This is a genomic window from Microbulbifer aestuariivivens, assembly GCF_039545115.1.
In the GTDB taxonomy this organism is placed as follows: Bacteria; Pseudomonadota; Gammaproteobacteria; order Pseudomonadales; family Cellvibrionaceae; genus Microbulbifer; species Microbulbifer aestuariivivens.
Window position 1 is genome coordinate 47,192 of record NZ_BAABRT010000002.1, and the last position, 23,400, is coordinate 70,591.

The window sequence follows — 23,400 nt, forward strand, 5'->3', positions numbered from 1 at the left end:
CGGGAGGCGATGTTGAAATTATTCATTTTGCGTCACGGCGAAGCCGAGCCGCTGGTCTGTGACGACGCCTCCCGCGAGCTGACCGAGCGCGGGCGCGAGCAGGTGGCGGCGGTCTGCCGCGCCCGCGCTGCGGAACTGTCCGAAGTGCGCACCATCTGGGCGAGTCCCTTTGTGCGCACCCAGCAAACCGCCGCGATTGTCGCGCGGCACTTGGGTCTTCCCGTCACGACCGAAACACTGCTGCTTGGGGATACGCCAGCGTCGGCGGTGCTGCAAGCGCTGGCGACAGCCGATGGTTTCCCAATCCTGCTGGTGAGCCACCAGCCGCTGGTGGGCAGTCTGGTGAACGGGCTGTGTGGCAGCGGCAACCAGCACCCGATGGGCACATCGTCACTGGCCTGCCTGAGCGCCGAGGTCTGGGCGAACAACTGCGCCGAGCTGGCGTGGCTGCAGCACAAGCTTTGATCGCGCCAGCCCCCAGGCCTTTTTCCCTGCCGCGATAAAACACCACTGCTGAGCTATGCGGTCATTGTCTCTGGCCCGTGGCGTCTTCAGCATGGTGGTTCCACACTGCAAGCAGTTTTGCCATGTCTGAGATATTCCGGGAAATCACCCTAGAGTTTGACGGTCGCACCATCGCCGCGCGGCGCTATGGCTCTGAGCGGGGCCAGCCGGTGCTGGCGCTCCACGGCTGGCTGGACAACTGCGCCAGCTTTGCCCCCCTGGCGCCTTTGCTGGATGGCCTCGACCTCGTGACCGTGGATATGGCGGGACACGGGCGCAGCTATCACCGCTCCGTTGATGCCAACTACAACATCTGGGAAGAGGTGGAAGATGTTATCGGTATTACCCATGCGCTGGGGTGGCGTCGTTTCTCCCTGTTGGCCCACTCCCGCGGCGCGGTTGCGGCCATGCTCACTGCCGGAGCCTTTCCCGACCGTATCAGCCGTCTGGCCCTGATCGACGGCCTGGTGCCGCCACCGGCCACGGCGGAAGAGGCGCCGGAGAATCTGGCGCGAGCCATCGCCCAGCGCGCCCGTTACGGTCACCGCAAGCCACGGGAGTTTGCCTCTTTTGAAGAGGCGGTGGAGGCGCGTAAAAACGGCATGTTCAGCCTGTCTGATGGCGCTGCGCGGCTCTTGGTGCAGCGCGGTACCCGCGATGTCGGCCAGCACCTTACCTGGAGCAGCGATCCCCGCCTGATGGCCACTTCCACGCTCAAGCTCACCGCGGCCCAGGTGCGCGCTTTTCTGGACCGGGTCACCATGCCGGTGCGGCTGGTGCTGGCGGAAGAGGGCATACCGGATATGATTCAGCGGATGCGGCCCCTGCTGGCCGGGCGGGAGAATTTCGAGGTGCGGGAAATGCACGGCGGGCACCACCTGCATATGGAGGAGGGCGCTGTTGCCATCGCGCAGTGGTTCGGGCCGTTTCTACGTGCGCAGGCACCCGAACTGGCCTAGGCCCGCCTAGAACGGCAGCCGTTTTGAATAGCAGCTCGGGTCCACCTCGCGCACCTCAACCGTGACAGCGGGAACACCCTCGGCGAACTGGCACAGGGTATTGAAGACGGTGGCACTCAGGGATTCCCGTTCGCGGTCGCTGCGCCCCTCAAACAGACGCACCTCCGCGTGCAGAAAGCTGCCGCCCTTGTCTCCGGCAACGAAGTGACGATAGGGAGTGGCGCGGGTTTTGATCGTGTGGGGGGCGAAAAGCCCGGAGCTTTGCATGGCTTGCTGGGCCGCGCTGACCAGCGCGGGGATGGAAATCGATTCCTCGAGCTTCTCTGCGTATTCGATCACCAGGTGGGGCATGGTCTTCACTCCTTCCTTGAGGGCGGCCAATAGGGGCTAACAGGGGCCGAGAGGGGGCGCGGCACATCCTGTGCCGCCGTCTGCAAGCTTAGACCTCAGCGGATCAGCGAGAGGAACTCGGTGCGGGTGGCCTGCTGATCGCGGAAAGAGCCCAGCATGGCGGAGGTTTTCATCACCGAGTTCTGCTTCTCAACGCCACGCATCATCATGCACATGTGCTTGGCCTCGATAATCACGCCGACACCGGCGGCGCCGGTAACGCGCTCGATCGTCTCGGCAACCTGAACGGTCAGCTGCTCCTGGATCTGCAGCCGGCGGGCGAACATATCCACGATGCGGGCGATCTTGGACAGCCCCAGCACTTTGCCGTTGGGAATATAGGCCACGTGCGCCTTGCCGATAAACGGCAGCAGGTGGTGTTCGCACAGGGAGTAGAGTTCGATGTCCTTGACCAGTACCATCTCGCTGCAGTCGGACGGGAACAGCGCATTGTTGACCACGCTCTCCACGGTCTGCTCATAGCCCTTGGTGAGGTAGGCCATGGCCTTGGCGGCGCGGCTGGGGGTGTCTTGCAGCCCCGGGCGTTGCAGATCCTCGCCGATTGCTTCAATAATTTGTGCGTACTGTTCTTTCATCTGGTCCTGCTTTCCACTGTCTCGGCCCGAGGGGCGGGTGCGCTACCCTAAGCGTTTGTCACTTGTGAGTAAAGATCCGGCAGCGCGGCGCCGGATCTTCAGGACCGTTTTACTCTGCGCCACGGTCAGCGGATCACGCGCCGTGGCGCCTACCGGGGGTGAACCCCCGTACTCTTGAAGGATAGAGTCAATGACCGATTTACCAGAAACGGCACCGGGTTGCCCAGACGACCTGAGTGATCTCTGCACCCTGTTGGATTTTGTACGCTGGGGCGCCAGCCGTTTCAATCAGGCCGGACTCTGGTTTGGCCATGGCACCGATAACGCCTGGGATGAATCCCTGTTGCTGGTCATGCACAGCCTGCATCTGCCCATGGACAGCAAGCCCGAGGTGCTCGGCGCCCGCCTGACCATGAGTGAGCGCCGGCAAGTGATGGCGATTCTGAAACGGCGGCTTGAGGAGCGGCTTCCCGCCGCTTACCTGACCCATGAGGCCCACTTCTGCGACATGACTTTCTATGTTGACAGTCGTGTGCTGGTGCCGCGCTCGCCGATTGCGGAGCTGATCCGCCAGGACTTCCAGCCGTGGCTGCCCGTCGAGCCGCTGGCGATCCTCGACCTGTGTTGCGGCAGTGGCTGTATCGGCATCGCCTGCGCCGAGGCCTTTCCGCAGGCGCGGGTGGACTTGAGCGATATTTCCCCGGGAGCGATGGAAGTGGCGCAGATCAACATCAACCGCCACCAGCTGAACGAGCGTGTGCGGGCGGTGCAGTCCGATATGTTCTCGGCGCTGGAGGGCTGCAGCTACGAGCTGATCGTCTGTAATCCGCCCTATGTGGATGCCCGCGATCTGGCCGAGATGCCGGCGGAATACCGGGCGGAGCCGGAGATCGCCCTGGGGTCCGGCGACGACGGGCTCGATTTCACCCGCCAGCTGCTGCGTGAGGCGGCCAATCACCTGCAGCCTGAAGGCATTCTCGTCTGTGAGGTGGGCAACAGCTGGGAGGCGCTGGAAGCAGCCTTCCCGGAAGTGCCCTTCCTGTGGCCGGAGTTTGCGGACGGCGGTCACGGGGTTTTCGTCATCAGCCGCGAGGAGCTGCTCGCCTACCAAGGCTACTTCACTGGGGAGTAATTTCTCTCCTGGTCGGGGGGCGTGGCGCAGTGTTCTTGCTTTTTCGCCCGGGCGCAGCCGCGCCGGCGGTGAATCCTCTATAATGCGCCGCTTTCGACGATAAAAATCCAGCAGGCGGAGATACTCGCATATGTCGGGCAACACCTTTGGCAAGCTTTTCTGTGTCACCACGTTTGGCGAGAGCCATGGCCCAGCGCTGGGCTGCATCGTCGACGGCTGTCCGCCCGGACTGGAGATCTCCGCTGAGGATCTGCAGCGGGATCTGGACCGTCGCAAGCCGGGAACATCGCGCTACACCACCCAGCGCCGCGAGGCCGATGAGGTGAAGATCCTGTCCGGCGTCTTCGAGGGCAAAACCACCGGTACTCCCATCGGCCTGCTGATTGAAAACACCGACCAGCGCTCCAAGGATTACTCCAATATCGCCGAGCAGGTGCGTCCGGCTCATGCCGACTACACCTACTGGCAGAAATACGGCGTGCGCGATTATCGCGGCGGCGGTCGTTCATCGGCCCGCGAGACGGCGATGCGGGTTGCCGCGGGCGCGATCGCCAAGAAGTGGCTGCGCGAGCACCTGGGCATTGAGGTGCGCGGTTATCTCTCGCAACTCGGCCCGATCAAAGCGGAAAAACTGGATTGGGAGCAGGTGGAGCAGAACCCCTTCTTCTGTCCCGATGTGGACAAGGTGCCGGAGATGGAAGCCTATATGCAGGCGCTGATTAAAGAGGGTGACTCCATCGGCGCGCGCATCTCCGTGCATGCCAGCGGGGTGCCGGCGGGGCTGGGCGAGCCGATTTTTGACCGCCTGGATGCGGACCTGGCCCATGCGCTGATGAGTATCAACGCCGTGAAGGGTGTGGAGATCGGCGCCGGTTTTGACTGCGTGGAGCAAAAAGGCACCGAGCACCGGGACGAGATTACCCCGGCGGGCTTCCTCTCCAATCACGCCGGTGGCGTGCTGGGCGGGATTTCCAGCGGTCAGGAGCTGATCGCCCATATCGCCCTGAAACCCACTTCCAGTCTGCGTATTCCCGGCCGGAGCATCGATACCCACGGCAACCCCATCGAGGTGGTGACCACGGGGCGCCACGATCCCTGCGTCGGTATCCGCGCGACACCCATCGCCGAGGCGATGATGGCGCTGGTGCTGATGGATCATGTGTTGCGCCAGCGGGCGCAGAACGGCGATGTGAAGCCCGGGGTGGTGACGGTCGGCACCTGATTGCCGTAGCTTCTTTTACCTCGTCTTGGCCCGGCTCGTCCTGCGCCGGTTAGTTTTGGCTGACAGTTGGGGGCAGGGTGGACATCGATGTCCGACGGCAATCCCCGAATATGATGCGCAAACGGCAAGAATGACAATCAGTCTAAAAAGAAAGGCGGCCAATGGCCGCCTTTCCTGTCTGTACCTTGAGCGATTGATGGCTTACAGGTGCAGGTTGAGGCCGATGTAGGGGCCTTTGATTTCGAGGTCGCTCTGCAGCTCATCCAGCTCCTGCAGGTCCAGGGTCATGGCGCGGTAGCCGGCTTCAATGGCGAAGTCGAGTGCCGGAACGAAGTCCCAGCGTACCTTCGCGGTGAAGTCGGTGATGGTGTCACCCTTGTAACCGGTGCCATTGCCCTGAGCGATTACCGACCAGCCGGTGAAGGGCAGGTCAAAGCGGGCCATGCCGTAGACCATGGGCAGATAGCCGTTCAGCTCGATGGTTTCCGTTTGCAGCTCGCCGGAGAGATTCAGTTCGCCGGCATACTGGCGTGCGGTCAGGCCAATATCCAGGTTGACCCAGTTGTCGAGAATTTCGTAGTAGAAGGTGGCATCGGTGTGGGTCAGGTCCAGGTCAGCGGTAACTACGGTGGCGTCTGGGAAGGTTATGTCGCCGAAGGTTACGTCCTCGCCCAGCTCCGTTGCGCCATCGGTCTTGATGTCGCTGCGGGCAAGCATGATGTTGGGTACCAGCGGAATCGGGTGTTCCAGAGCGACTTGCAGAAAGGTGATGTTGTCTTCCGATGGCTCAAACGCTTCGATATCGAAGCCGTCTTTGCCGATACCGCCGGTGTAGGAGGGCATCCAAACGCCAGCGCTGGCGTCAAGACCGAGAATGGTGTCCGCTTGGGCGGCGCCGCTGGCGAGTGCGACCGCGAGGGCCAGGGTTATTTTTTTCATAATTCTCACTCCGTTTCAGGTTTGGCCGTTTTTTGTTGTAGTGGCGCGACATTTTACTCATGTTTTTACGTTGGCGGGATAAATAGCGCGTCAATTCGATAATTTTTGTGATCAGGTAGTGGTTTTGATGGGCTGCTGGTGGCGCGCCGTATCCAGCAGCATCTGCTGCAGGGCGCTGGCGGCGTTGCTCAGGGTGCGTGCGCGGTGGTTGATCACTCCCAGGTTGCGCACCACGTTCAGCTGTGTCACCGGCAATTCCGCCAGGGATTCGTCCACCAGTGTGCGCGGCAGTACGCTCCATCCCAGCCCCACGCCAGCCATCATTTTGATGGTCTCGAGAAAGTTGGTGGCCAGTTTGGCGCTGAGCTTGAGCCCCTGGGCATCGAACTCGCGCTTGATCAACCGGCCGGTATAGGTGTTGAGATCCGGCAGAATGGCCGGGTAGTGGGCCAGGTCCGGCAGGTCCACCGTCTCCATCTGCGCCAGCGGGTGGTCGGGTGCCGCCACCACCACACAGGGGTCCGGCCAGATCACCTGCGCTTCCAGGTTCGGGTATTCCTTCAGTGCCAGGGTAACCACGGCCAGTTCATACTCCCCCGCCATCAGCGCCTCGTAGGCCTGCTCCGAGTCGACGAAATCGATATCCAGCGCCACCTCCGGATAGCGGTTGCTGTAATCCTTGAGCACCGGCGGCAGGTGGTGCAGTCCCACGTGGTGGCTGGTGGCGATGCGCAGGCTACCGCTTACGTCGCTGCCGAGGCTGCGCAGTTCTCGCTCTGCGTCGCTGATTTCATTGAGGATATGTCGGGCTCGGGGCAGCAGGGCGCGGCCGGCATCGGTGAGCTGCAGTTTGCGGCCGATGCGGTCGAACAGCGGCGTGCTGAGCTGCTGTTCCAGCGCCGCGAGACGCTTGCTGACCGCGGGCTGGGTCAGGTGCAGGTGTTCCGCCGCCTCGGAAACCGAGCCCTGTTCGGCAATACTGAGAAAGGCCTTCAGCCACTGGATTTCCATAGGGTGTATTCCTGTATTGTCCTGTATTGAAGGGCGGCCGCTGCGCGGTCTGCAGGCAATTGGCGCCAGACAATCTATTCCTCTGCGGACTGCTCTTTATAATAAATATAAATTGATGTTATTCAATCCCTGCCGGTACACTGCCCGCATCCAAAAAAGAGGAGAAACGGCCATGGCCGGGCAGACGCTCTACGACAAACTCTGGCAGGACCACCTGGTTAAAAGCCGTGAAGACGGCACTGCACTGATTTATATCGATCGACACCTGATTCATGAGGTGACCTCCCCGCAGGCGTTCGAAGGTCTGCGCCTTGCCGGGCGCAAGCTGTGGCGCAAAGAGTCGATCGTGGCCACACCGGACCACAATGTGCCCTCTGAGGCCGCCGAGCGCGCTGGTGGCGTTGCCGGTATCCAGGATGAGGTCTCCCGTATTCAGGTGCAGACTCTGGACGAGAACTGCCGCGATTTCGACGTGATCCAGTTCGGCATCAATGAGCCGGGTCAGGGCATTGTGCACGTGATTGGTCCCGAGACCGGCGCCACCTTGCCGGGTATGACCGTCGTCTGTGGCGATTCTCATACCTCCACCCACGGCGCGCTGGGCGCGTTGGCCCACGGTATCGGCACCTCTGAAGTCGAGCACGTGATGGCCACCCAGTGCCTGATCCAGAAGAAAATGAAGAGCATGCTGGTGCGTGTTGACGGAGAACTGGGTGCGGGTGTTACCGCCAAGGACGTGGTGCTGGCCATCATCGGCAAGATCGGCACCGCCGGCGGTACCGGTTACGCCATCGAATTTGGCGGTTCAGCGATTCGCAGCCTGTCCATGGAAGGCCGTATGACCGTGTGTAACATGGCCATCGAGGCGGGTGCCCGCGCCGGTATGGTGGCGGTGGATCAGGTGACCCTCGACTATGTGAAGGGCAAGCCCTATGCGCCCAAGGGTGCCAAGTGGGACAAGGCGGTCGAGGCCTGGAGCCGCTTGCACTCCGATGACGACGCCGTGTTTGATGCGGTGGTCGAGCTGCGGGCCGAGGAGATCGAGCCGCAGGTGAGCTGGGGGACCTCCCCGGAAATGGTTGCGCCGATCAGCGCCAATGTGCCGGACCCGGCGGCGGAAACCGATCCGACCAGGCGCGCCGGTTTCCAGCGCGCGCTGGAATACATGGGGCTTGAGGCTGGCCAGAAGATTACCGATATCAAGGTGGATCGCGTCTTTATCGGCTCCTGCACCAACTCGCGGATCGAGGATCTGCGCGCCGCCGCCGCGGTTGCCAAGGGGCGGAAAAAGGCCCAGAACGTCAAGCAGGTATTGATCGTGCCCGGTTCCCAGTCTGTGAAGTCGCTGGCGGAACAAGAGGGGCTGGACAAGATCTTTATCGACGCCGGCTTCGAGTGGCGCGAGCCGTCCTGCTCCATGTGTCTGGCGATGAACGCGGACAAGCTCGGTGCCGGAGAGCACAGCGCCTCCACATCCAACCGCAACTTTGAAGGCCGCCAGGGCTATGGTGGCCGCACACATCTGGTGAGCCCGAGCATGGCGGCTGCCGCCGCTATTGCCGGCCACTTTGTGGATGTGCGGGAGTTGCAACAGGATTCAGCCCCGGTCGCAGAGGAGATTCAATCGTGAAGGCTTTTACCCAACACAAGGGTCTGGCGGCGCCCATGGACCGCGCCAATGTGGACACGGACCTGATTATTCCCAAGCAGTTTCTGAAGTCGATCAAGCGCTCCGGATTCGGCCCCAACCTGTTCGATGAACTGCGCTATCTGGACGAGGGGCTGCCCGGCGCCGACTGCTCAAACCGGCCGCTGAACCCGGAGTTTCCGCTGAATTTCCCCCGCTACCAGGGTGCGTCTATCCTGCTGGCGCGGAAAAATTTCGGCTGTGGTTCCAGTCGTGAGCACGCCCCCTGGGCGCTGGAAGACTTTGGTTTCCGTGCGATCATCGCCCCCAGCTTTGCCGATATTTTCTTTAATAACAGCTTCAAAAATGGCCTGCTGCCGATCGCCCTTGGCGAGGAAGTGGTGGATCAGCTGTTTGAGGAAATGTACGCGCAGGAGGGCTACCAGCTGACCATCGACCTGGAAAAACAGCAGATCATCAAGCCGAACGGTGCAACCATCGATTTCGAAGTGGATGCCTTCCGCAAGCACTGCCTGCTGAACGGTCTCGATGATATCGGTCTGACACTGGAAGACGCCGACGATATTCGCGCGTACGAAGAGAAACGTCGTGAGCAGGCGCCGTGGCTGTTTGACGCAGTGAAGTGATTTTTTCAGTCAGCGGCTCCGGTGACAAACCGGTCGCTCGGGACCGCTGGCGAAGTGACTTCGCTGGATACTCCATATACGCCTTCCCGGGTGTTGTGCACCGCCTTCAGGGCGGTGCCGGCCCGAAAAAGGCGGCGGGTCATTGCGGTCCGCCTCTTAATAAGCCCACGTTTTAAGCCCGTATTTCTAACAAGAGATGTGCTTTAAGCTAGGCGACTTTCAATTAGCCAGCTTTGAATTAGCCGGTTTTGAATTGCCCCGTTTTGAAATAAGCGGCCTTGAAACTGTACTGAATTTACATACGCAGGCGCTGATGCTGGTGGCCCATAACCGTCGGGCTGCCGGACTGTCGGCGAGAGGGACCTCGCTCACAAGTTTGCAGGGATTATGCAGGGATATGGTTGCGGTGTGCCCTGTTCCAGGTCGCCGGCAGCAGTGCCGTCAGTGGAGCCAAGTGAAAAGCAGCTCCCAATAAGGAAAGAATATGAGTAAGAAAATCATGATCTTGCCGGGCGACGGTATCGGCCCGGAAATCGTTGAGCAGGCGGTAGCCGTTTTGGAAACCGTCGACAGGAAATTCAATCTCGGCCTGCGCTTCGAGCAGGGGCTGATTGGTGGGGCTTCCATCGATACGCATGGTGAACCGCTCACCGATGCCCAGCTGCAGGCGGCGAGCGCCTGCGACGCTGTACTGCTGGGCGCAGTCGGAGGCCCCAAGTGGGACAAACTGGAGCGTGACATCCGCCCGGAGCGGGGGCTGCTGAAGATCCGCAGCAAGCTGGGTCTGTACGCCAACCTGCGCCCGGCAATCCTCTATCCGCAGCTGGCCGAGGCATCGTCCCTGAAGCCGGAGGTGGTTTCCGGTCTCGATATTCTCATCGTGCGCGAGCTGACCGGTGGTATCTACTTTGGCGAGCCACGCGGTATTCGCACACTGGAAAACGGCGAGCGGCAGGGCTTCAATACCTACGTTTACAGCGAGTCTGAGATTGAGCGCATTGCCCGCACGGCCTTCGAGGCGGCGCGCAAGCGCAATGGCAGACTATGCTCAGTGGACAAAGCCAATGTGCTGGAAGTGACCGTGCTGTGGCGCGAGGTGCTCGATCGTCTGGCCCCGGAGTACCCGGACGTGGAGCTGTCCCACATGTATGTGGACAACGCGGCCATGCAGCTGGTGCGCGCGCCCAAGCAGTTCGACGTACTGGTGACCGGCAATATGTTCGGCGATATCCTCTCCGATGCGGCCGCCATGCTCACCGGCTCCATCGGTATGCTGCCGTCCGCTTCCATGAATGAGAGCGGTTTCGGCCTGTACGAGCCCTGTCACGGCTCTGCGCCGGATATTGCCGGGCAGGGGGTGGCCAATCCGCTGGCCACTATTTTGTCTGCGGCCATGATGCTGCGTTACTCACTGGATATGGGCGAGGCGGCTTCCGCGATCGAAAGCGCCGTCAGCCAGGTTCTCGATGAAGGACTGCGCACCGCCGACATCGTCACCGATGGTGCCAAAAAAGTCTCCACGGCGGAGATGGGCGCAGCAGTGGTGGCCGCCTTCTGATATTCCCGTTTCTTCTTTCAGCGCTCGACACATACGCGGTCCGGTCAGTCCGGGCGCAAACGAATACAGAATGAACAGGATACTGTGATGAACAAGGTAGGATTTATTGGATGGCGTGGCATGGTCGGCTCGGTGCTGATGGAGCGCATGCTCGCCGAGGGCGATTTTGCCCATATCGCCGAACCGGTTTTCTTCTCCACTTCCAACGCCGGTGGCAAGGCGCCGGATATTGGTCGCGAGGTTGCGCCCCTGGGCGACGCCTATGACCTGGAGGCCCTCGCCGGGCTGGATGCCATCGTCAGCTGTCAGGGTGGCGATTACACCAGTGAGGTTTTCGCCAAGCTGCGGGAGAAAGGCTGGCAGGGTTACTGGATCGACGCGGCCTCGAGCCTGCGTATGGATGACGATGCGATCATCGTGTTGGACCCGGTCAACCGCGATGTGATCGACAAGGGCATCGATAGCGGTGTGAAGAACTTTATCGGTGGCAACTGTACCGTGAGCCTGATGCTGATGGCCCTTGGCGGCCTGTACAAGGCCGGGTTGGTGGAGTGGATCTCGGCGATGACCTATCAGGCCGCCAGTGGCGCCGGTGCCAAGAATATGCGTGAACTGATCTCGCAGATGGGTGCCATCCGCGATGGCGTCGCCGATGAGCTGGCCAACCCGGCGTCCGCTATCCTCGACATCGATCGCAAGGTGGCGGAGAAGATGCGCTCCAGCGATTTCCCCACGTCGGAATTTGGCGCGCCGCTGGCGGGCAGCCTGCTGCCCTGGATCGACAAGCAGATGGAGACCGGCCAGAGCCGCGAAGAGTGGAAGGCGCAGGTGGAGTCCAACAAGATTCTCGGCACTGACACGACGATTCCGGTGGATGGCACCTGTGTGCGGATCGGCGCCATGCGCTGCCACAGCCAGGCGTTTACCGTGAAGTTGAAGAAAGATGTACCCATGGATGAGATTGAGCGCTTGATCGAGAGTGCCAATGACTGGGTTTCCGTGGTGCCGAACGATCGCGATATCACCCTGGAAAAGCTCACGCCCACCGCCGTGACCGGCAAGCTGGATATTCCGGTAGGCCGCCTGCGCAAGCTGAGTATGGGGCCTGAATACCTGACCGCCTTTACGGTCGGTGACCAGCTCCTGTGGGGTGCCGCCGAGCCGCTGCGCCGGGTGTTGATGATTCTGCTGGGGAAACTCTGAGTCCCTGGGCCGCTGCCCCGCCGGGGGGCGGCCCGAATTCTCTTAGTTCCACTCGGCGCTCAGCGCCGCTGACCCGCTAAGTTGGGCCGCGGAAGCAAAAGTGGACCGCGCACTCGCCTGTGGTGATCGGCTTGCGGTGATCGGCCAGTATCGCCATATGGGCTGCGCCCGCCTGCCTGATCGCGCCCGTGCAGTGCCGGCTCCGAGCTTTCCCCGGTTCTCCCCGCTTTCTCTGTTTTGTTTGCTCCTCCCTTGGCGCTGAATGCCCGCAGGGGTCTTCTGTGGCTGTTCACAGAACAGGCGATCTGTATAATCGCCACGCTTTTCCATGCCTTAATTGATGAAGTGAAGATTTATGTCGGAAGTGAACCGCGAACTGGTCCTCATTGGCGTCGACAATGCCGCCTTCCCGCCTCTGCTGGAGGTGTTGGAGGAGCGTGAAACCCTCGCCCCGAACCAGTTGCGGCTCCTCGATGAAGAGGAAACCGAGGTGGACCCGCAGGTCTTTGCCAACCGCAGTATTGCGGTGGAGTCCCTGGAGAAGTTTCGCTTCGCACCAGAGCAGGTAGTGGTACTGCTGAAAAGCGGTAGCGCGGCGCAGGCCGCTCTCGCTGCGGCGGAAGCCGCCGGGGCCTGGGTAGTCGATGCGGCGGATAATACCCGCGGCGACGAGTCGGTGATTCTCGTACACCCACTGCTGAATGCGGCGGAAATCGCTAAAGCCGAGCGGCGGGTGCTGGCGCTCCCTGGCACCGGTGCTGCAATGGTGGCGGAGGCGCTGCTGCCGCTGCAAGATCAGCTGCAGGCTGTGGAGGTGGTTCTCAACCAGCCGGTATCGGCACTGGGTAAATCCGCCGTGGATGCCATGGCGGCCCAGACCGCACGTATGTTCAATGGTCAGGAGGCAGAGATTGACCCGGCCGTAGGTCACCGCCTGGCGTTCAATCACCTCAGCTCTGCCGAGGCACCGCTCGCCAGTGGCCACAATCTGGCTGAACTGGCAATGATTCATGACCTGCGCCGCCTGCTCGGTGAGCAGGTCGCGCTGGACGCCACCATCAATACCGCCTCGGTGTTTCACGGCCAGCTGGCCAATCTGCGGGTGGTGATGAAGGAAGAAACCGAGGCAGAGAGTGTGCGCGCCAGGCTGCGCAATGGCGCGCGGCTCAAGATGACGGAACGCCCGTCGGCGCAACAGGCGGTGGGTGGCGATGAAACCCTTGTCGGTCGACTGCGGCAGAGTCTGTTGAATCCGCGGCAGGTCAATTTTTGTGCAGCTTCGGATAATTTGCGCCGTGATCTGGCAATGAATTGTGCCCAGTTAGTGCACTTGTTGCTAAAAAACCACTGATAATTAATACTTAGCCGCCATAGTGAAGGTTTAACCTTAACTTTATCGGGTCTTGGGGTGGCGATTATTTAAACAGTTGTCGGTGGTATGTTTGGCGGCAACCGTTCCTTTGAACATTTACTGTACAGTGATGGGGCTTTCTGAAGGCGCGTCTTTTTCGGAAATTCCCGGTTGATTCTAACAATAAAGGGAATCAGATATGCGTGTGCGAAAGCTGGCACTTGCGGTGGGTCTGGTCAGCGCACTGGGTGGCAACGCGGCTCTGGCGCTCGGCTTGGGCGAAGCCAAGCTGAACTCGGTCCTCAACCAGCCACTCAATGCCGAGATCCGTCTGTTGCAGATCCGCGACCTTGGTGAGAACGAGATCAAGGTTCGCCTGGCCAGCCCTGAAGACTTCGAAAGAGCCGGTGTCGACCGTTCCTACCTGCTCACAGAGTTGCGCTTCGATGTGGATTACTCGGGTGCTGAACCGGTGATCCGTGTCAGCAGCCGCTCGCCGATTCGCGAACCCTTCCTGAACTTCCTGGTGGAAACCCGCTGGCCCAGTGGGCGACTGCTGCGGGAGTACACCCTGTTGATGGACCTGCCCGCCTTTTCTGAGACGGCTGCCAGCCAGCCTGTGAGAGCGGCCGAGCGCGAGCGCCAGCAGGTTCAGCGCCAGGCGCCAGCGGTGGCACCTCAGTCCGCCCTTGAGCCCGCGCCGCGTGCGGAAGCGGTGGCAGCACCGCAGCCGGAACCGCTTCAAGCACAGGAACAAGCCGAGTCCGCGCAGGCCGAGCCGGCGGCGGGGCCAGAAGCCGCTGTCGATGAACGGCCAACCAACCCCGCCCCCCGTCAGGAGCTGGCGGAAGAGGAACCGCTTGAGCTGCGCAGAGAATCAGCGGCCGCTGAGCAGAGCCAGGTTTACGGTCCGGTGTCCGCCAATGAGACCCTGTGGGAAATTGCACTGCGCAACCGCGATAATCGCGAGCTGTCGGTCCAGCAGACCATGCTGGCGATCCAGCGCCTGAATCCGGAAGCGTTTATCAACGGCAATATCAACCTGTTGAAGAAGGGTGCCGTGCTGCGGTTGCCGAACGTCGACCAGATGCGCGAGCTCACCCTGAGCGAAGCCATTTCCGAAGTGGCGGCCCAGAATGAAAGCTGGCGTGGGCGTATCAATGCGCCGGAAGCCACTGCTGCGCCTCTCGACGCCCGCGCGGTGTCTGAAGACAGCAGTAGTGGTGACTCCGTTGAGGGGCGTGTCAGTCTGGCCGCACCCGGTGACAACGAGGCCGTGTTGTCTGGCACTGGCAGCGGCGCTGATGAAAGCGAGGCTCTGTCCGGCGAGCTGACTGTGACGGAAGAGGAACTGGACAAGTCGCGCCTGGAGAGTGAGGAGCTGCGGGAGCGGATCTCCGAGCTCGATGAGCAGATCGATACCATGGAGCGCCTTGTCGAGGTGTCCAACGACGAGCTGCAGGCTGTGCAGGAGGCATCGAGCCGCGCGGAGCCGTCCGTGGACCCGCTGGCGGCTACCGAAGCTAGCGAGCGTGCACCTGAGTCTCAGGCCGACAGCGCCGAGCCGGAAGAGGTTGATGCCGCCGCCGACCAGCGCAACCGAGTGGTTGTGATGGCCGACAAGGAGCCGACACTGATCGAGCGGGCGCTGGACAACATCGTGCCCATCGGTATCGGTATTGGCGGCCTTTTGCTTGCCCTTGGCGGCCTCCTCGTTGTGCGTCGTCGCAAGGCGGCGGAAGAGGAAGAGGCGATCCGTCTGGTGGAAGCCGAAATGCTGGCCGAGCGCTCTCTGGGGGATGCCCCCGAGGGTTTCGAGACGGAAGACGCACTGAGTGACGAGGAGCTTCAGGATCACTTTGGAGAGGGTGATTTCGTCGAACTGGATGACGTGGGTACCGACGATCCTGTCTCCGAGGCGGAGATTCACCTGTCGCTGGGGCAGCACGCTGAGGCAGAGGCAAAACTGATTGCCGGCCTGGAGCAGTCCCCGCAGCATGTCGACGCGCGCCTGATGCTGCTGGAGGTCTATGCTCAGCAGCAGGACATCGGCAAGTTTGATGAGCACTATCGTCAGCTGCTGGCCGTGGATGATGGCCATGCGGCGGATCGCGCAGCGCGTCTGCGTGAAACGATTGCCGGCGCGGGTGAATTCGAGGCCCCGGCCTCCATGGGCTTCTCCGGCGGCTCTCTGCCCGATGACTCCCTGCCCGATGATTTCCTGTCCAGTGACTCTCTGTCGGGTGACTCTCTGTCCGGCGAGTCCCTGTCCGGGGATTCCCTGGAATCCGGGCAGCTGGATGATCTGGGCGGCTCTTTGGAAGACGATTTCTCCCTCGACCTGGATACCGATTTCAACCTTGATTCCGAGCTGAATGGCGATAGTGGTTTCGGTGAGCTGGGTGGTGGCATCGAGCAACCGATGGCTGATGGCCATGACGATGGCGATAGCGACAGCTTCAATATTGATGACCTGGTCTCCCCGGAGCTGGGGCTCGACAGCCTGGACCTGGAAGGTGACGGCAGTGCGGACAGCCTGGCTGGCAGTGAGCCCGCCGATGATTTCGGGGGGCTGGATCTCGACCTCGATTTTGATATCGACACCAACACTGCCGCTGGCGAGACAGGCATACCGACAGTGGAGGAGTCGCAATCACTGGAGGATGACGGTGGGCTCGATTTCGACCTGGATCTGAGTTCAGTCGCTGATACTGGCAGCGAGCTTGGGGCCTTGTCCGAGTCGGCAGCGGCAAGCACCGACAGCGGTTTTGACGAGGATGGGTTCGAGGATTTCGGTGACCTTGGTGGCGAGCTCGACTTGGAATCTGTGGACCTGGATTCCGTTGATCTCGGTTCCGCTGACCTTGATGCGGCCAGCCTGGACGAGATCAGTGTTGGCCAGAGCGCAACCCAGCCTTCTGCAAGTGGCGCACCTGCCGCTGCCGCCGGCAATGATACGGACTTCGAGGATCTCGGCTTTGACCTGGGCAGCGACCTGAACTCCGAATTGGACCTGCTCGAGGGCAGCGATGAAGTCGGGACCAAGCTTGAGCTGGCCCAGGCCTATATGGATATGGGTGACAGCGAGGGTGCCCGCGATATCCTCAACGAAGTGGTTGAGGAGGGGCAGGGCGAGCACCGCGATCGGGCCCGGGAAATGCTGGAGCGCATGGCGTAAGCGCTCTCGCGGTAATAAAAACCTCGCACCCTGTGCGGGGTTTTTTTATGTTTGTTGTTCAGGTGGACGAGGAGTAATTACGACCGATGCAGGGTGCATACCAGTACAAGCCCAATGGTGAGGTTCCGCCCGGTGAGTCGCTGCCTGCGGGGCTGCGGCGCGTGGCGCTGGGTGTTGAGTACTGCGGGGCCGGGCTGCACGGTTTTCAAAAGCAGAAAACCGCGGCGGATACGGTTCAGGCGTGGCTGGAAAAGGCCCTGTCCAATATCGCAGCAGAGCCGGTGACCCTGGTCTGCGCCGGGCGCACGGATGCCGGCGTGCACGCCACCAACCAGGTTGTGCATTTCGATACCCGGGCGCAGCGGCCGGAGCGGGCCTGGGTGCAGGGCGTCAATACCAAGCTGCCGGATGCAGTGCGCGTGCACTGGGCGCGGGAAGTGCCGGCGCAGTTTCACGCGCGTTTCTCGGCGTCTGCGCGCAGCTATCGCTATCTGATCCACAGCGCGCCGACCCGTTCCGCTCACTGCACTGCCGGTGTTACCTGGACCCAGCACCCGCTGGATCTGCAGGCCATGCGCGCCGGCGCGTCGCATCTGCTGGGGTGTCATGACTTCACCAGCTTCCGCGCCAGCCAGTGTCAGGCCAAAAGCCCGGTGCGCACGCTGACGCGCCTGGACATCGCGGTGGTGGGGCGACTGATTGTGCTGGAGGTCAGTGCCAATGCCTTTCTGCATCATATGGTGCGCAACATCACCGGCGCGCTGATGGCTGTGGGGCGGGGCGAGCGTTCCCCCGCTTGGATTGCCGAGGTGCTCGCCGCGCGCGATCGCACTGTTGCCGGGGTCACCGCGCCGCCTTACGGGCTCTATTTGGTGGATGTGCAGTATCCAGGCGAATTTGAGCTGCCGGAATCTGACCCGGGGCCACTGCTTGTGCCGTTGCCGCTGGGCGCTTTGCCGGTCTGACTCATTTCGTGCCCGGCGCCTATCTGCTAGTATCGCCTCTCCCCATTTTTCTGAACCACCGGTCGAGCGCGGATCCAGAAATGCGAGTAAAAATCTGCGGTATTACTAGTGCCCGGGATGCCGAAATGGCGGTGGACGCCGGTGCCGACGCACTGGGTCTGGTTTTTTATGCAAAGAGCCCCCGCGCGGTCGGGCCGGCACAGGCGCTGGAGATTGCCGGCAGCGTGTCGCCTTTCGTGCAATTGGTGGGGCTTTTCGTCAATGCGTCTGCGCGGGAAGTGATCGACACCCTGGCGCAGGTCCCCCTGAACCTGCTGCAGTTTCACGGCGATGAAACCGCAGCCTACTGCGAGCAGTTTCAGCGCCCGTATATCAAGGCGTTGCGGATGAAACCGGCAATGGATGTGGCAGCGGCCATGGCTGCCCATCCGCGTGCGCGTGGATTTCTGCTCGACGCCTATCGTCCCGGTGTGCCGGGCGGCACTGGCGAGCCCTTCGACTGGCAGCGGGTGCCCGGCAACAGTGGTCGACAGATTATTCTTGCCGGCGGTCTCTCTGCGCAAAATGTGGCTGAAGCGATTCGGGTGGCCCGCCCGCAGGCGGTGGATGTGAGCGGTGGCGTTGAGAAGGCGCCGGGCAGAAAGGATCCCGAGCGGGTGGTGGCCTTCGTGCGCGCCGCCAAGCAGTGGGAAGAATTTACGAGCACCGGCGCCGCTGACAGCGCCGGCGCAGGCAAGTGTGAAGGAGTAGAGAAGTGAGCGATCGCAAGCCGGTTGATTTTGCCGCATTCCCCGATAGCCGGGGGCACTTCGGTCCCTACGGCGGCCGTTTCGTATCCGAGACGTTGATCGATGCGCTGGATCATCTCCAGGAGATGTATTTCCGCCTGAAGGACGACCCGGAATTCCAGGCCGCTTTTGATTACGACCTGGCCCACTATGTGGGCAGGCCCTCACCGCTTTATCTCGCCGAGCGCCTGACCGAGCGCGCCGGTGGCGCGCGCATCTGGCTGAAGCGCGAGGACCTCAACCACACCGGCGCCCACAAGGTAAACAATACCGTCGGCCAGGCCCTGCTGGCGAAGCACAGCGGCAAGCGCCGCGTGATCGCGGAAACCGGCGCCGGCCAGCACGGCGTGGCCACTGCCACCGTGGCGGCGCGGCTGGGCCTGGAGTGCGCGGTGTATATGGGCGCGGAGGACGTCAAGCGCCAGTCGCCCAACGTCTATCGCATGAAGCTGCTGGGCGCCGAGGTGATCCCGGTTCAGTCCGGCTCCAAGACCCTTAAGGACGCCATGAATGAGGCCATGCGGGACTGGGTCACCAATGTGGACGACACTTTTTACATCATCGGCACCGTGGCCGGTCCGCACCCCTACCCGCAGCTGGTGCGGGACTTCAACTCCGTGATCGGCCGCGAGGCCCGCAGGCAGAGCCTGGAACAGTTCGGTCAGCTGCCGGATGCGCTGGTGGCCTGTGTTGGTGGCGGCTCAAATGCCATGGGCCTGTTCCACCCCTTCCTCGACGATGCGGATGTGAAAATGTACGGGGTCGAGGCCGGTGGGGACGGCATTGAGACGGGCCGCCACGCGGCGCCACTCAACGCCGGTATCCCGGGTGTGCTGCACGGCAACCGCACATACCTGATGGAGGACGAGGACGGTCAGATCATCGAAACCCATTCCGTTTCCGCTGGTCTGGATTACCCGGGCGTTGGTCCCGAGCACGCCTGGCTGAAGGATATTGGCCGCGCCCAGTATGTGTCCGCCAACGACTCGGAAGCACTCGATGCATTCCGCACCCTCACCCGCAGTGAGGGCATTTTGCCGGCTCTGGAGTCGAGCCACGCGGTGGCCTACGCCCTCAAGCTGGCGGCGACCATGAAGCCGGAGCAGAACATCGTCGTCAACCTGTCCGGGCGCGGCGACAAGGATATCTTTACCGTAGCCGCCATCGACGGCATCGAGGTCTGAGGGGAACAGATTGAGCGAACAAGCAGAAAACCGTATTGACCGACGCTTCGCCAAGTTGCGCGGCGAGGGGCGCAAGGCGCTGGTCACTTATATCGTGGCCGGTGACGGCGGCATTGAAAACACAGTTCCGCTGATGCACCAGCTGGTGTCCTCCGGTTCCGACCTGATCGAGCTGGGGGTGCCATTTTCCGACCCCATGGCCGAGGGTCAGGTGATCCAGAAGGGCCACGAGCGCGCGCTGGCCCACAAGACCTCGCTGCGTCGCTGCCTGGAGCTGGTGGCGGAATTCCGTCGTGACGATAGCGAGACGCCGGTGATTCTGATGGGCTATGCCAACCCTATCGAGCGGATGGGTGGCGAGGCTTTCGCCGATGCGGCACAGGCTGCCGGAGTGGACGGTGCGCTGACCGTGGACCTGCCAGCCGAGGAGGCGGGCGAACTCAGCGGTCTGCTGGCCGAGCGCAACCTGCGCAATATCTTCCTGCTCACGCCCACCACCAGCGAAGAGCGGATTCGCGCGATTACCGAGCTCGCCAGTGGTTTTATCTATTACGTCTCCCTCAAGGGGGTTACCGGCGCCGGCAACCTGGACCCGGAATCCGTGCGGGAAAACCTGGAGCGCATTCGCAAGCACACCGAACTGCCGCTCTGTGTCGGCTTTGGCATTAAAGATGGCGCTTCAGCCCGTGCGGTGAGCGCCGCCGGCGACGGTGCCGTGGTGGGCAGTGTGCTGGTCTCTGCGGTTGGCGAAGCCAATGATGGCCTTGAGGCTAGAGATCGCGTGGCCGGACTGGTGGCCGAGATACGCGGTGCGCTGGATCGCTAGAGCAGTTTGCGACCTGCGGGTCGAGTTTGGCCAGAAAGCCAAAAATAGCGGCTGAACTGGCCAAGTGAAGCGCGTCGGTTAGTGTTTTAATTCTCCCCTTTGCCGCCATCCGCCGACAGGCGGGTATTTGGCTAATCGAAGATCGGGATTGGGTAACGACATGAGCTGGTTAGAAAAAATTGTTCCCGCAGTGATTCGCACCGAGCGTCGCCCAGGCGCCAGCAAGGTGCCGGAAGGTGTCTGGAAAAAGTGCGTCAAGTGTGACGCCATGCTCTATCGCCCGGAGCTGGAGCGCAACCTGGATGTCTGCCCGAAGTGTGGCCACCATATGCGTATCGGCGCCCGTCGGCGTCTGGACATCTTCCTCGATGAAGAGGGCCGCGAGGAGCTGGCTACCGACGTGGTGCCGGTGGACCGCCTCAAGTTCAAGGACGTCAAGAAATACAAGGACCGCCTCACCCAGGCCCAGAAGGCCACCGGCGAGAAAGACGCCCTGGTCGCCATGCGCGGTACCCTGCAGGGCCGGCCTGTGGTGGCGGTGGCTTTCGAATTCGCCTTCCACGGCGGCTCTATGGGCTATGTGGTCGGCGAGCGCTTCACGCGCGCCGCGCAACGCGCTCTGGAAGAGCGGATTCCTCTGGTCTGTTTCTCCGCGACCGGTGGCGCGCGCATGCAGGAAGCGCTGATCTCGCTGATGCAGATGGCCAAGACTTCCGCGGTGCTGGAAAAAATGAAAATGGCCGGGGTGCCCTATATCTCCGTGATGACAGACCCTGTCTATGGCGGTGTTTCCGCATCCCTGGCGCTGTTGGGTGACATCAACGCCGCCGAGCCCGGGGCGCGGGCGGGCTTTGCCGGCCCCAATATTATCGAGCAGACCATTCGCCAGAAGCTGCCCAAGGGCTTCCAGCGCAGCGAGTTTTTGCTGGAGCACGGCGCTATCGACATGATCATTTCCCGCACGGAGATGCGCGAGACACTGGCGCGGATACTCGGAAAATTGATGAACGACTGACAGGCTTTGCTCCGCTGTCCGGACCTGTAACGATGACCTGATGCCTCCTGTGGCGGAGGATAGGTGAGTGGATTGGCTTAGTGGGCTGGCTTAGCGGGTTGAGTGAGAGGTTTGAAGGCCTGGCGCCGAAACAAAAACCTGCGGCAATTCTGACGATAACGGGGCTCTTGAGCCCCGTTTTTTGTTGGGTGCTGTCGCCCGGCAGTGGCGGGCGCTATGAATCGCCGGCAGCCCTGGTATGCATGGATCACTGGTACTCGGCGTATACAAGATCGCTGGTACTCTGCGTATGCATGAATCGCTGGCGGCACTGGCGAACTCTCGGTTAGGCTTCCCCGGTTTTCTTATCTGCCTTCAGGGTTGTTTGTATGAGTGCACTGCAAAACTGGCTTGCGCGCCTGGAGCGCCTGCATCCGACGGAGATCGAGCTCGGTCTTGCCCGCGTGGCGGCGGTGGCGGACACTCTCGGCGTGCAGAAGCCGGCGCCGAGGGTGATCACGGTCGGCGGCACCAATGGCAAGGGCTCCTGTGTGGCGACCATGGAGGCACTGCTGCTGGCCGGTGACCACACCGTCGGTGCTTACAGTTCGCCGCATCTGTTGCGCTTCAACGAGCGCATACGCATCAACGGTGAAGAGGTGAGCGACGCCGCGCTGGTGGAGGCGCTTGAGGTCGTGGAAGCCGCCAGGGGCGCGACCAGCCTGACCTACTTTGAGTTCACCACACTCGCGGCGCTGTGGCTGTTCCAGCGTGCCGGCGTTGCCTTCGCGCTGCTGGAAGTCGGCCTCGGCGGTCGCCTCGACGCGGTCAATCTGGTGGACGCGGATCTCGCCGTGATCACCAGCGTGGCCATTGATCACGAGGCCTGGCTTGGCAGTGACCGGGAGGTGATCGGTCGTGAGAAGGCGGGCATTCTGCGCCCGGGCAGTCCCTTTGTCTGTGCCGATCCGGAGCCGCCGTTTTCCGTTGTGTCCGCAGCCGCCGGCCTGGCGGCGCAGTCGCGCTTTATCGGTCGGGACTTCACCCTGGAGGGCGATTGTTACCGCTGGGGTGGTTCGGGTGAATCCGCTGAATTGCTGGTGCGCTTGCCTCCGGTGAGCCTGCCAAAACCCAGCATCGCCGCGGCGATCACTGCCCTGAAAATACTCGACGCCCTCCCCGCGGGCGGACCCGAGGCCATTGTCAACGCGATCGCGGGGATACAGCTGCCTGGGCGCTGTCAGCAGGTGACCTGGCGCGGGCGCCAGCTGCTCATTGACGTGGGCCACAATCCCGCCGCCGCAGGCTATCTGGCGCGGTGGCTCAGCGATCACCCGCGCGCGGGCCGGACTGTTGCCTTGGTGGCGGCCATGGCTGACAAGGATCTGCTGGGGTTGTTGCGCCCCCTGGCGCAGCAGGTGAGCCACTGGCAGCCGGCGCAACTGCCCGGCAATGAGCGCGCAGCGACACCCTCGGCACTGCGCGCGGCGCTGCAGCAGGCGGGTGTGCCGTCGCTGTCCGTGGGGCAGGGCGATCCGGCGGTTGGGGATGCCCTGGAAACGCTGGTGGAGGGCATGCAGGCGGAGGACCGGTTGCTTGTCTTCGGTTCTTTCTTTACCGTTGCGGAAGTTTTACAGCGCGTGAGAGATGACCGCGATGGCGAGTCGGCATAATGATCTGAGCTCCACAGGGCGATTGAATGATGGCTTCAAGCAGCGCATCGTGGGGGCGCTGGTGCTGATTGCGCTGGGAGTGATCTTCCTGCCGAGCCTGTTTGATCGCGAAGGCGCGCGCTATATCGACATGACCAGCCAGATCCCGCCGGCGCCGGATATCCAGCCGATTGAAATTGCCGCACCCCAGCCTGTTGAGGGGATCGCCCCGGCGCCGGAAGCCGGGGCAATTTTCCAGCCGCAGCCGGTGTCCGAGCAGCAGCCGTCGGCGGCGCCAGCCCCGCAGGCCGTGGCTTCTGCGCCGACAACCACTCCTGCAACCGCAGCCTCTCCCCAATCCGCGCCGGCCGTAACGGAGTCGGTTCTGGATGAGCGCGGCCTGCCCCGGGCATGGGTGGTGCAGGTGGCCTCTTATCGCGAGCAGGCGCAGGCAGATGCCCTGCGTGATCGGCTGATGGACGCGGGCTACAAAGCCTATACGCGCTCCGCCAGTACCGCCAAAGGTGATTTTGTGCGGGTGTTCGTGGGCCCCAAGGTTGAGCGGGGGGATGCCGAGGCGGTCAAGCGCGAACTGGATCAGCTGCTTTCCGCCCAGACTCTGGTGATGCGCCTGAAATAAGGGTTGCGCACTGCCCGTCCGGATTCCGTGTTGA

General features: G+C 62.1%; 21 protein-coding genes. 17 read left to right on the top strand and 4 right to left on the bottom strand.

The window, feature by feature from the left end; translation table 11 throughout:
* The first annotated feature begins 9 nt into the window (after positions 1-9).
* Together sixA and ABEA58_RS01400 are read left to right on the top strand one after the other, a co-directional pair.
* On the top strand, positions 10-465 hold the full coding sequence (gene sixA / locus ABEA58_RS01395) for a phosphohistidine phosphatase SixA (RefSeq protein ID WP_345548135.1): 456 nt from the start codon (positions 10-12) through the stop codon (positions 463-465).
* Positions 466-587: 122 nt separating this feature from the next.
* Positions 588-1,463 (top strand): alpha/beta fold hydrolase, encoded by an 876-nt coding sequence (locus ABEA58_RS01400; RefSeq protein ID WP_345548137.1) that lies wholly within the window; start codon positions 588-590, stop codon positions 1,461-1,463.
* A 6-nt stretch (positions 1,464-1,469) separates the two neighbouring features.
* On the opposite strand, the gene ABEA58_RS01405 is transcribed toward ABEA58_RS01400, so the two are convergent.
* Positions 1,470-1,814: a 5-carboxymethyl-2-hydroxymuconate Delta-isomerase gene (locus ABEA58_RS01405; protein ID WP_345548472.1), complete on the bottom strand. Its 345-nt coding sequence runs from the start codon at positions 1,812-1,814 to the stop codon at positions 1,470-1,472.
* A 95-nt stretch (positions 1,815-1,909) separates the two neighbouring features.
* The gene (gene folE / locus ABEA58_RS01410) at positions 1,910-2,449 is read right to left on the bottom strand and encodes a GTP cyclohydrolase I FolE (RefSeq protein ID WP_345548139.1); all 540 of its coding nucleotides are present in this window, start codon (positions 2,447-2,449) and stop codon (positions 1,910-1,912) included.
* Positions 2,450-2,639: 190 nt separating this feature from the next.
* On the opposite strand from folE, the gene prmB reads away from it, so the two are divergent.
* Positions 2,640-3,581, top strand: coding sequence for a 50S ribosomal protein L3 N(5)-glutamine methyltransferase (gene prmB / locus ABEA58_RS01415; protein ID WP_345548141.1), 942 nt, complete (start codon positions 2,640-2,642; stop codon positions 3,579-3,581).
* A 130-nt stretch (positions 3,582-3,711) separates the two neighbouring features.
* Positions 3,712-4,803, top strand: a complete 1,092-nt coding sequence (gene aroC / locus ABEA58_RS01420; RefSeq protein WP_345548143.1) for a chorismate synthase — start codon at positions 3,712-3,714, stop codon at positions 4,801-4,803.
* A gap of 201 nt (positions 4,804-5,004) precedes the next feature.
* Here aroC and ABEA58_RS01425 read toward each other — a convergent pair whose 3' ends face one another.
* Positions 5,005-5,742 carry a TIGR04219 family outer membrane beta-barrel protein gene (locus ABEA58_RS01425; RefSeq protein WP_345548145.1) on the bottom strand — a complete coding sequence of 246 codons (738 nt, stop codon included), beginning with the start codon at positions 5,740-5,742 and terminating at the stop codon, positions 5,005-5,007.
* A gap of 111 nt (positions 5,743-5,853) precedes the next feature.
* Complete coding sequence (locus ABEA58_RS01430; protein ID WP_345548147.1) at positions 5,854-6,753, bottom strand: LysR family transcriptional regulator; 900 nt, start codon at positions 6,751-6,753, stop codon at positions 5,854-5,856.
* 172 nt (positions 6,754-6,925) lie between these two features.
* Here ABEA58_RS01430 and leuC point away from each other — a divergent pair, with 172 nt between their 5' ends.
* From leuC to ABEA58_RS01495, 13 genes are all read left to right on the top strand, one after another.
* Positions 6,926-8,383, top strand: a complete 1,458-nt coding sequence (gene leuC / locus ABEA58_RS01435; RefSeq protein WP_345548149.1) for a 3-isopropylmalate dehydratase large subunit — start codon at positions 6,926-6,928, stop codon at positions 8,381-8,383.
* On the top strand, positions 8,380-9,027 hold the full coding sequence (gene leuD / locus ABEA58_RS01440; protein ID WP_345548151.1) for a 3-isopropylmalate dehydratase small subunit: 648 nt from the start codon (positions 8,380-8,382) through the stop codon (positions 9,025-9,027). The genes leuC and leuD overlap by 4 nt, the downstream gene beginning before the upstream one ends.
* 484 nt (positions 9,028-9,511) lie before the next feature.
* A complete protein-coding gene (leuB, locus tag ABEA58_RS01445; protein ID WP_345548153.1) occupies positions 9,512-10,585 on the top strand; it encodes a 3-isopropylmalate dehydrogenase in 1,074 nt (357 codons plus the stop codon).
* A gap of 87 nt (positions 10,586-10,672) precedes the next feature.
* Positions 10,673-11,788, top strand: coding sequence for an aspartate-semialdehyde dehydrogenase (gene asd, locus ABEA58_RS01450; protein ID WP_345548154.1), 1,116 nt, complete (start codon positions 10,673-10,675; stop codon positions 11,786-11,788).
* Positions 11,789-12,143: 355 nt separating this feature from the next.
* Positions 12,144-13,139 carry an Asd/ArgC dimerization domain-containing protein gene (locus tag ABEA58_RS01455; RefSeq protein ID WP_345548156.1) on the top strand — a complete coding sequence of 332 codons (996 nt, stop codon included), beginning with the start codon at positions 12,144-12,146 and terminating at the stop codon, positions 13,137-13,139.
* A 199-nt stretch (positions 13,140-13,338) separates the two neighbouring features.
* Positions 13,339-16,317: a motility hub landmark protein FimV gene (locus ABEA58_RS01460; protein WP_345548158.1), complete on the top strand. Its 2,979-nt coding sequence runs from the start codon at positions 13,339-13,341 to the stop codon at positions 16,315-16,317.
* 86 nt (positions 16,318-16,403) lie between these two features.
* Positions 16,404-17,282 carry a tRNA pseudouridine(38-40) synthase TruA gene (gene truA / locus ABEA58_RS01465; protein ID WP_345548160.1) on the top strand — a complete coding sequence of 293 codons (879 nt, stop codon included), beginning with the start codon at positions 16,404-16,406 and terminating at the stop codon, positions 17,280-17,282.
* 80 nt (positions 17,283-17,362) lie between these two features.
* Complete coding sequence (locus ABEA58_RS01470; protein ID WP_345548162.1) at positions 17,363-18,040, top strand: phosphoribosylanthranilate isomerase; 678 nt, start codon at positions 17,363-17,365, stop codon at positions 18,038-18,040.
* Positions 18,037-19,254: a tryptophan synthase subunit beta gene (gene trpB, locus ABEA58_RS01475; protein ID WP_345548164.1), complete on the top strand. Its 1,218-nt coding sequence runs from the start codon at positions 18,037-18,039 to the stop codon at positions 19,252-19,254. Before ABEA58_RS01470 ends, trpB begins: the two co-directional genes overlap by 4 nt.
* 10 nt (positions 19,255-19,264) lie before the next feature.
* On the top strand, positions 19,265-20,080 hold the full coding sequence (gene trpA, locus ABEA58_RS01480) for a tryptophan synthase subunit alpha (RefSeq protein ID WP_345548166.1): 816 nt from the start codon (positions 19,265-19,267) through the stop codon (positions 20,078-20,080).
* Positions 20,081-20,240: 160 nt separating this feature from the next.
* The gene (gene accD / locus ABEA58_RS01485) at positions 20,241-21,095 is read left to right on the top strand and encodes an acetyl-CoA carboxylase, carboxyltransferase subunit beta (RefSeq protein WP_345548168.1); all 855 of its coding nucleotides are present in this window, start codon (positions 20,241-20,243) and stop codon (positions 21,093-21,095) included.
* Between the two features lie 368 nt (positions 21,096-21,463).
* Positions 21,464-22,747 (top strand): bifunctional tetrahydrofolate synthase/dihydrofolate synthase, encoded by a 1,284-nt coding sequence (gene folC, locus ABEA58_RS01490; RefSeq protein WP_345548170.1) that lies wholly within the window; start codon positions 21,464-21,466, stop codon positions 22,745-22,747.
* Complete coding sequence (locus ABEA58_RS01495) at positions 22,731-23,366, top strand: SPOR domain-containing protein (RefSeq protein WP_345548172.1); 636 nt, start codon at positions 22,731-22,733, stop codon at positions 23,364-23,366. The genes folC and ABEA58_RS01495 overlap by 17 nt, the downstream gene beginning before the upstream one ends.
* The last annotated feature ends 34 nt before the right edge of the window (positions 23,367-23,400 follow it).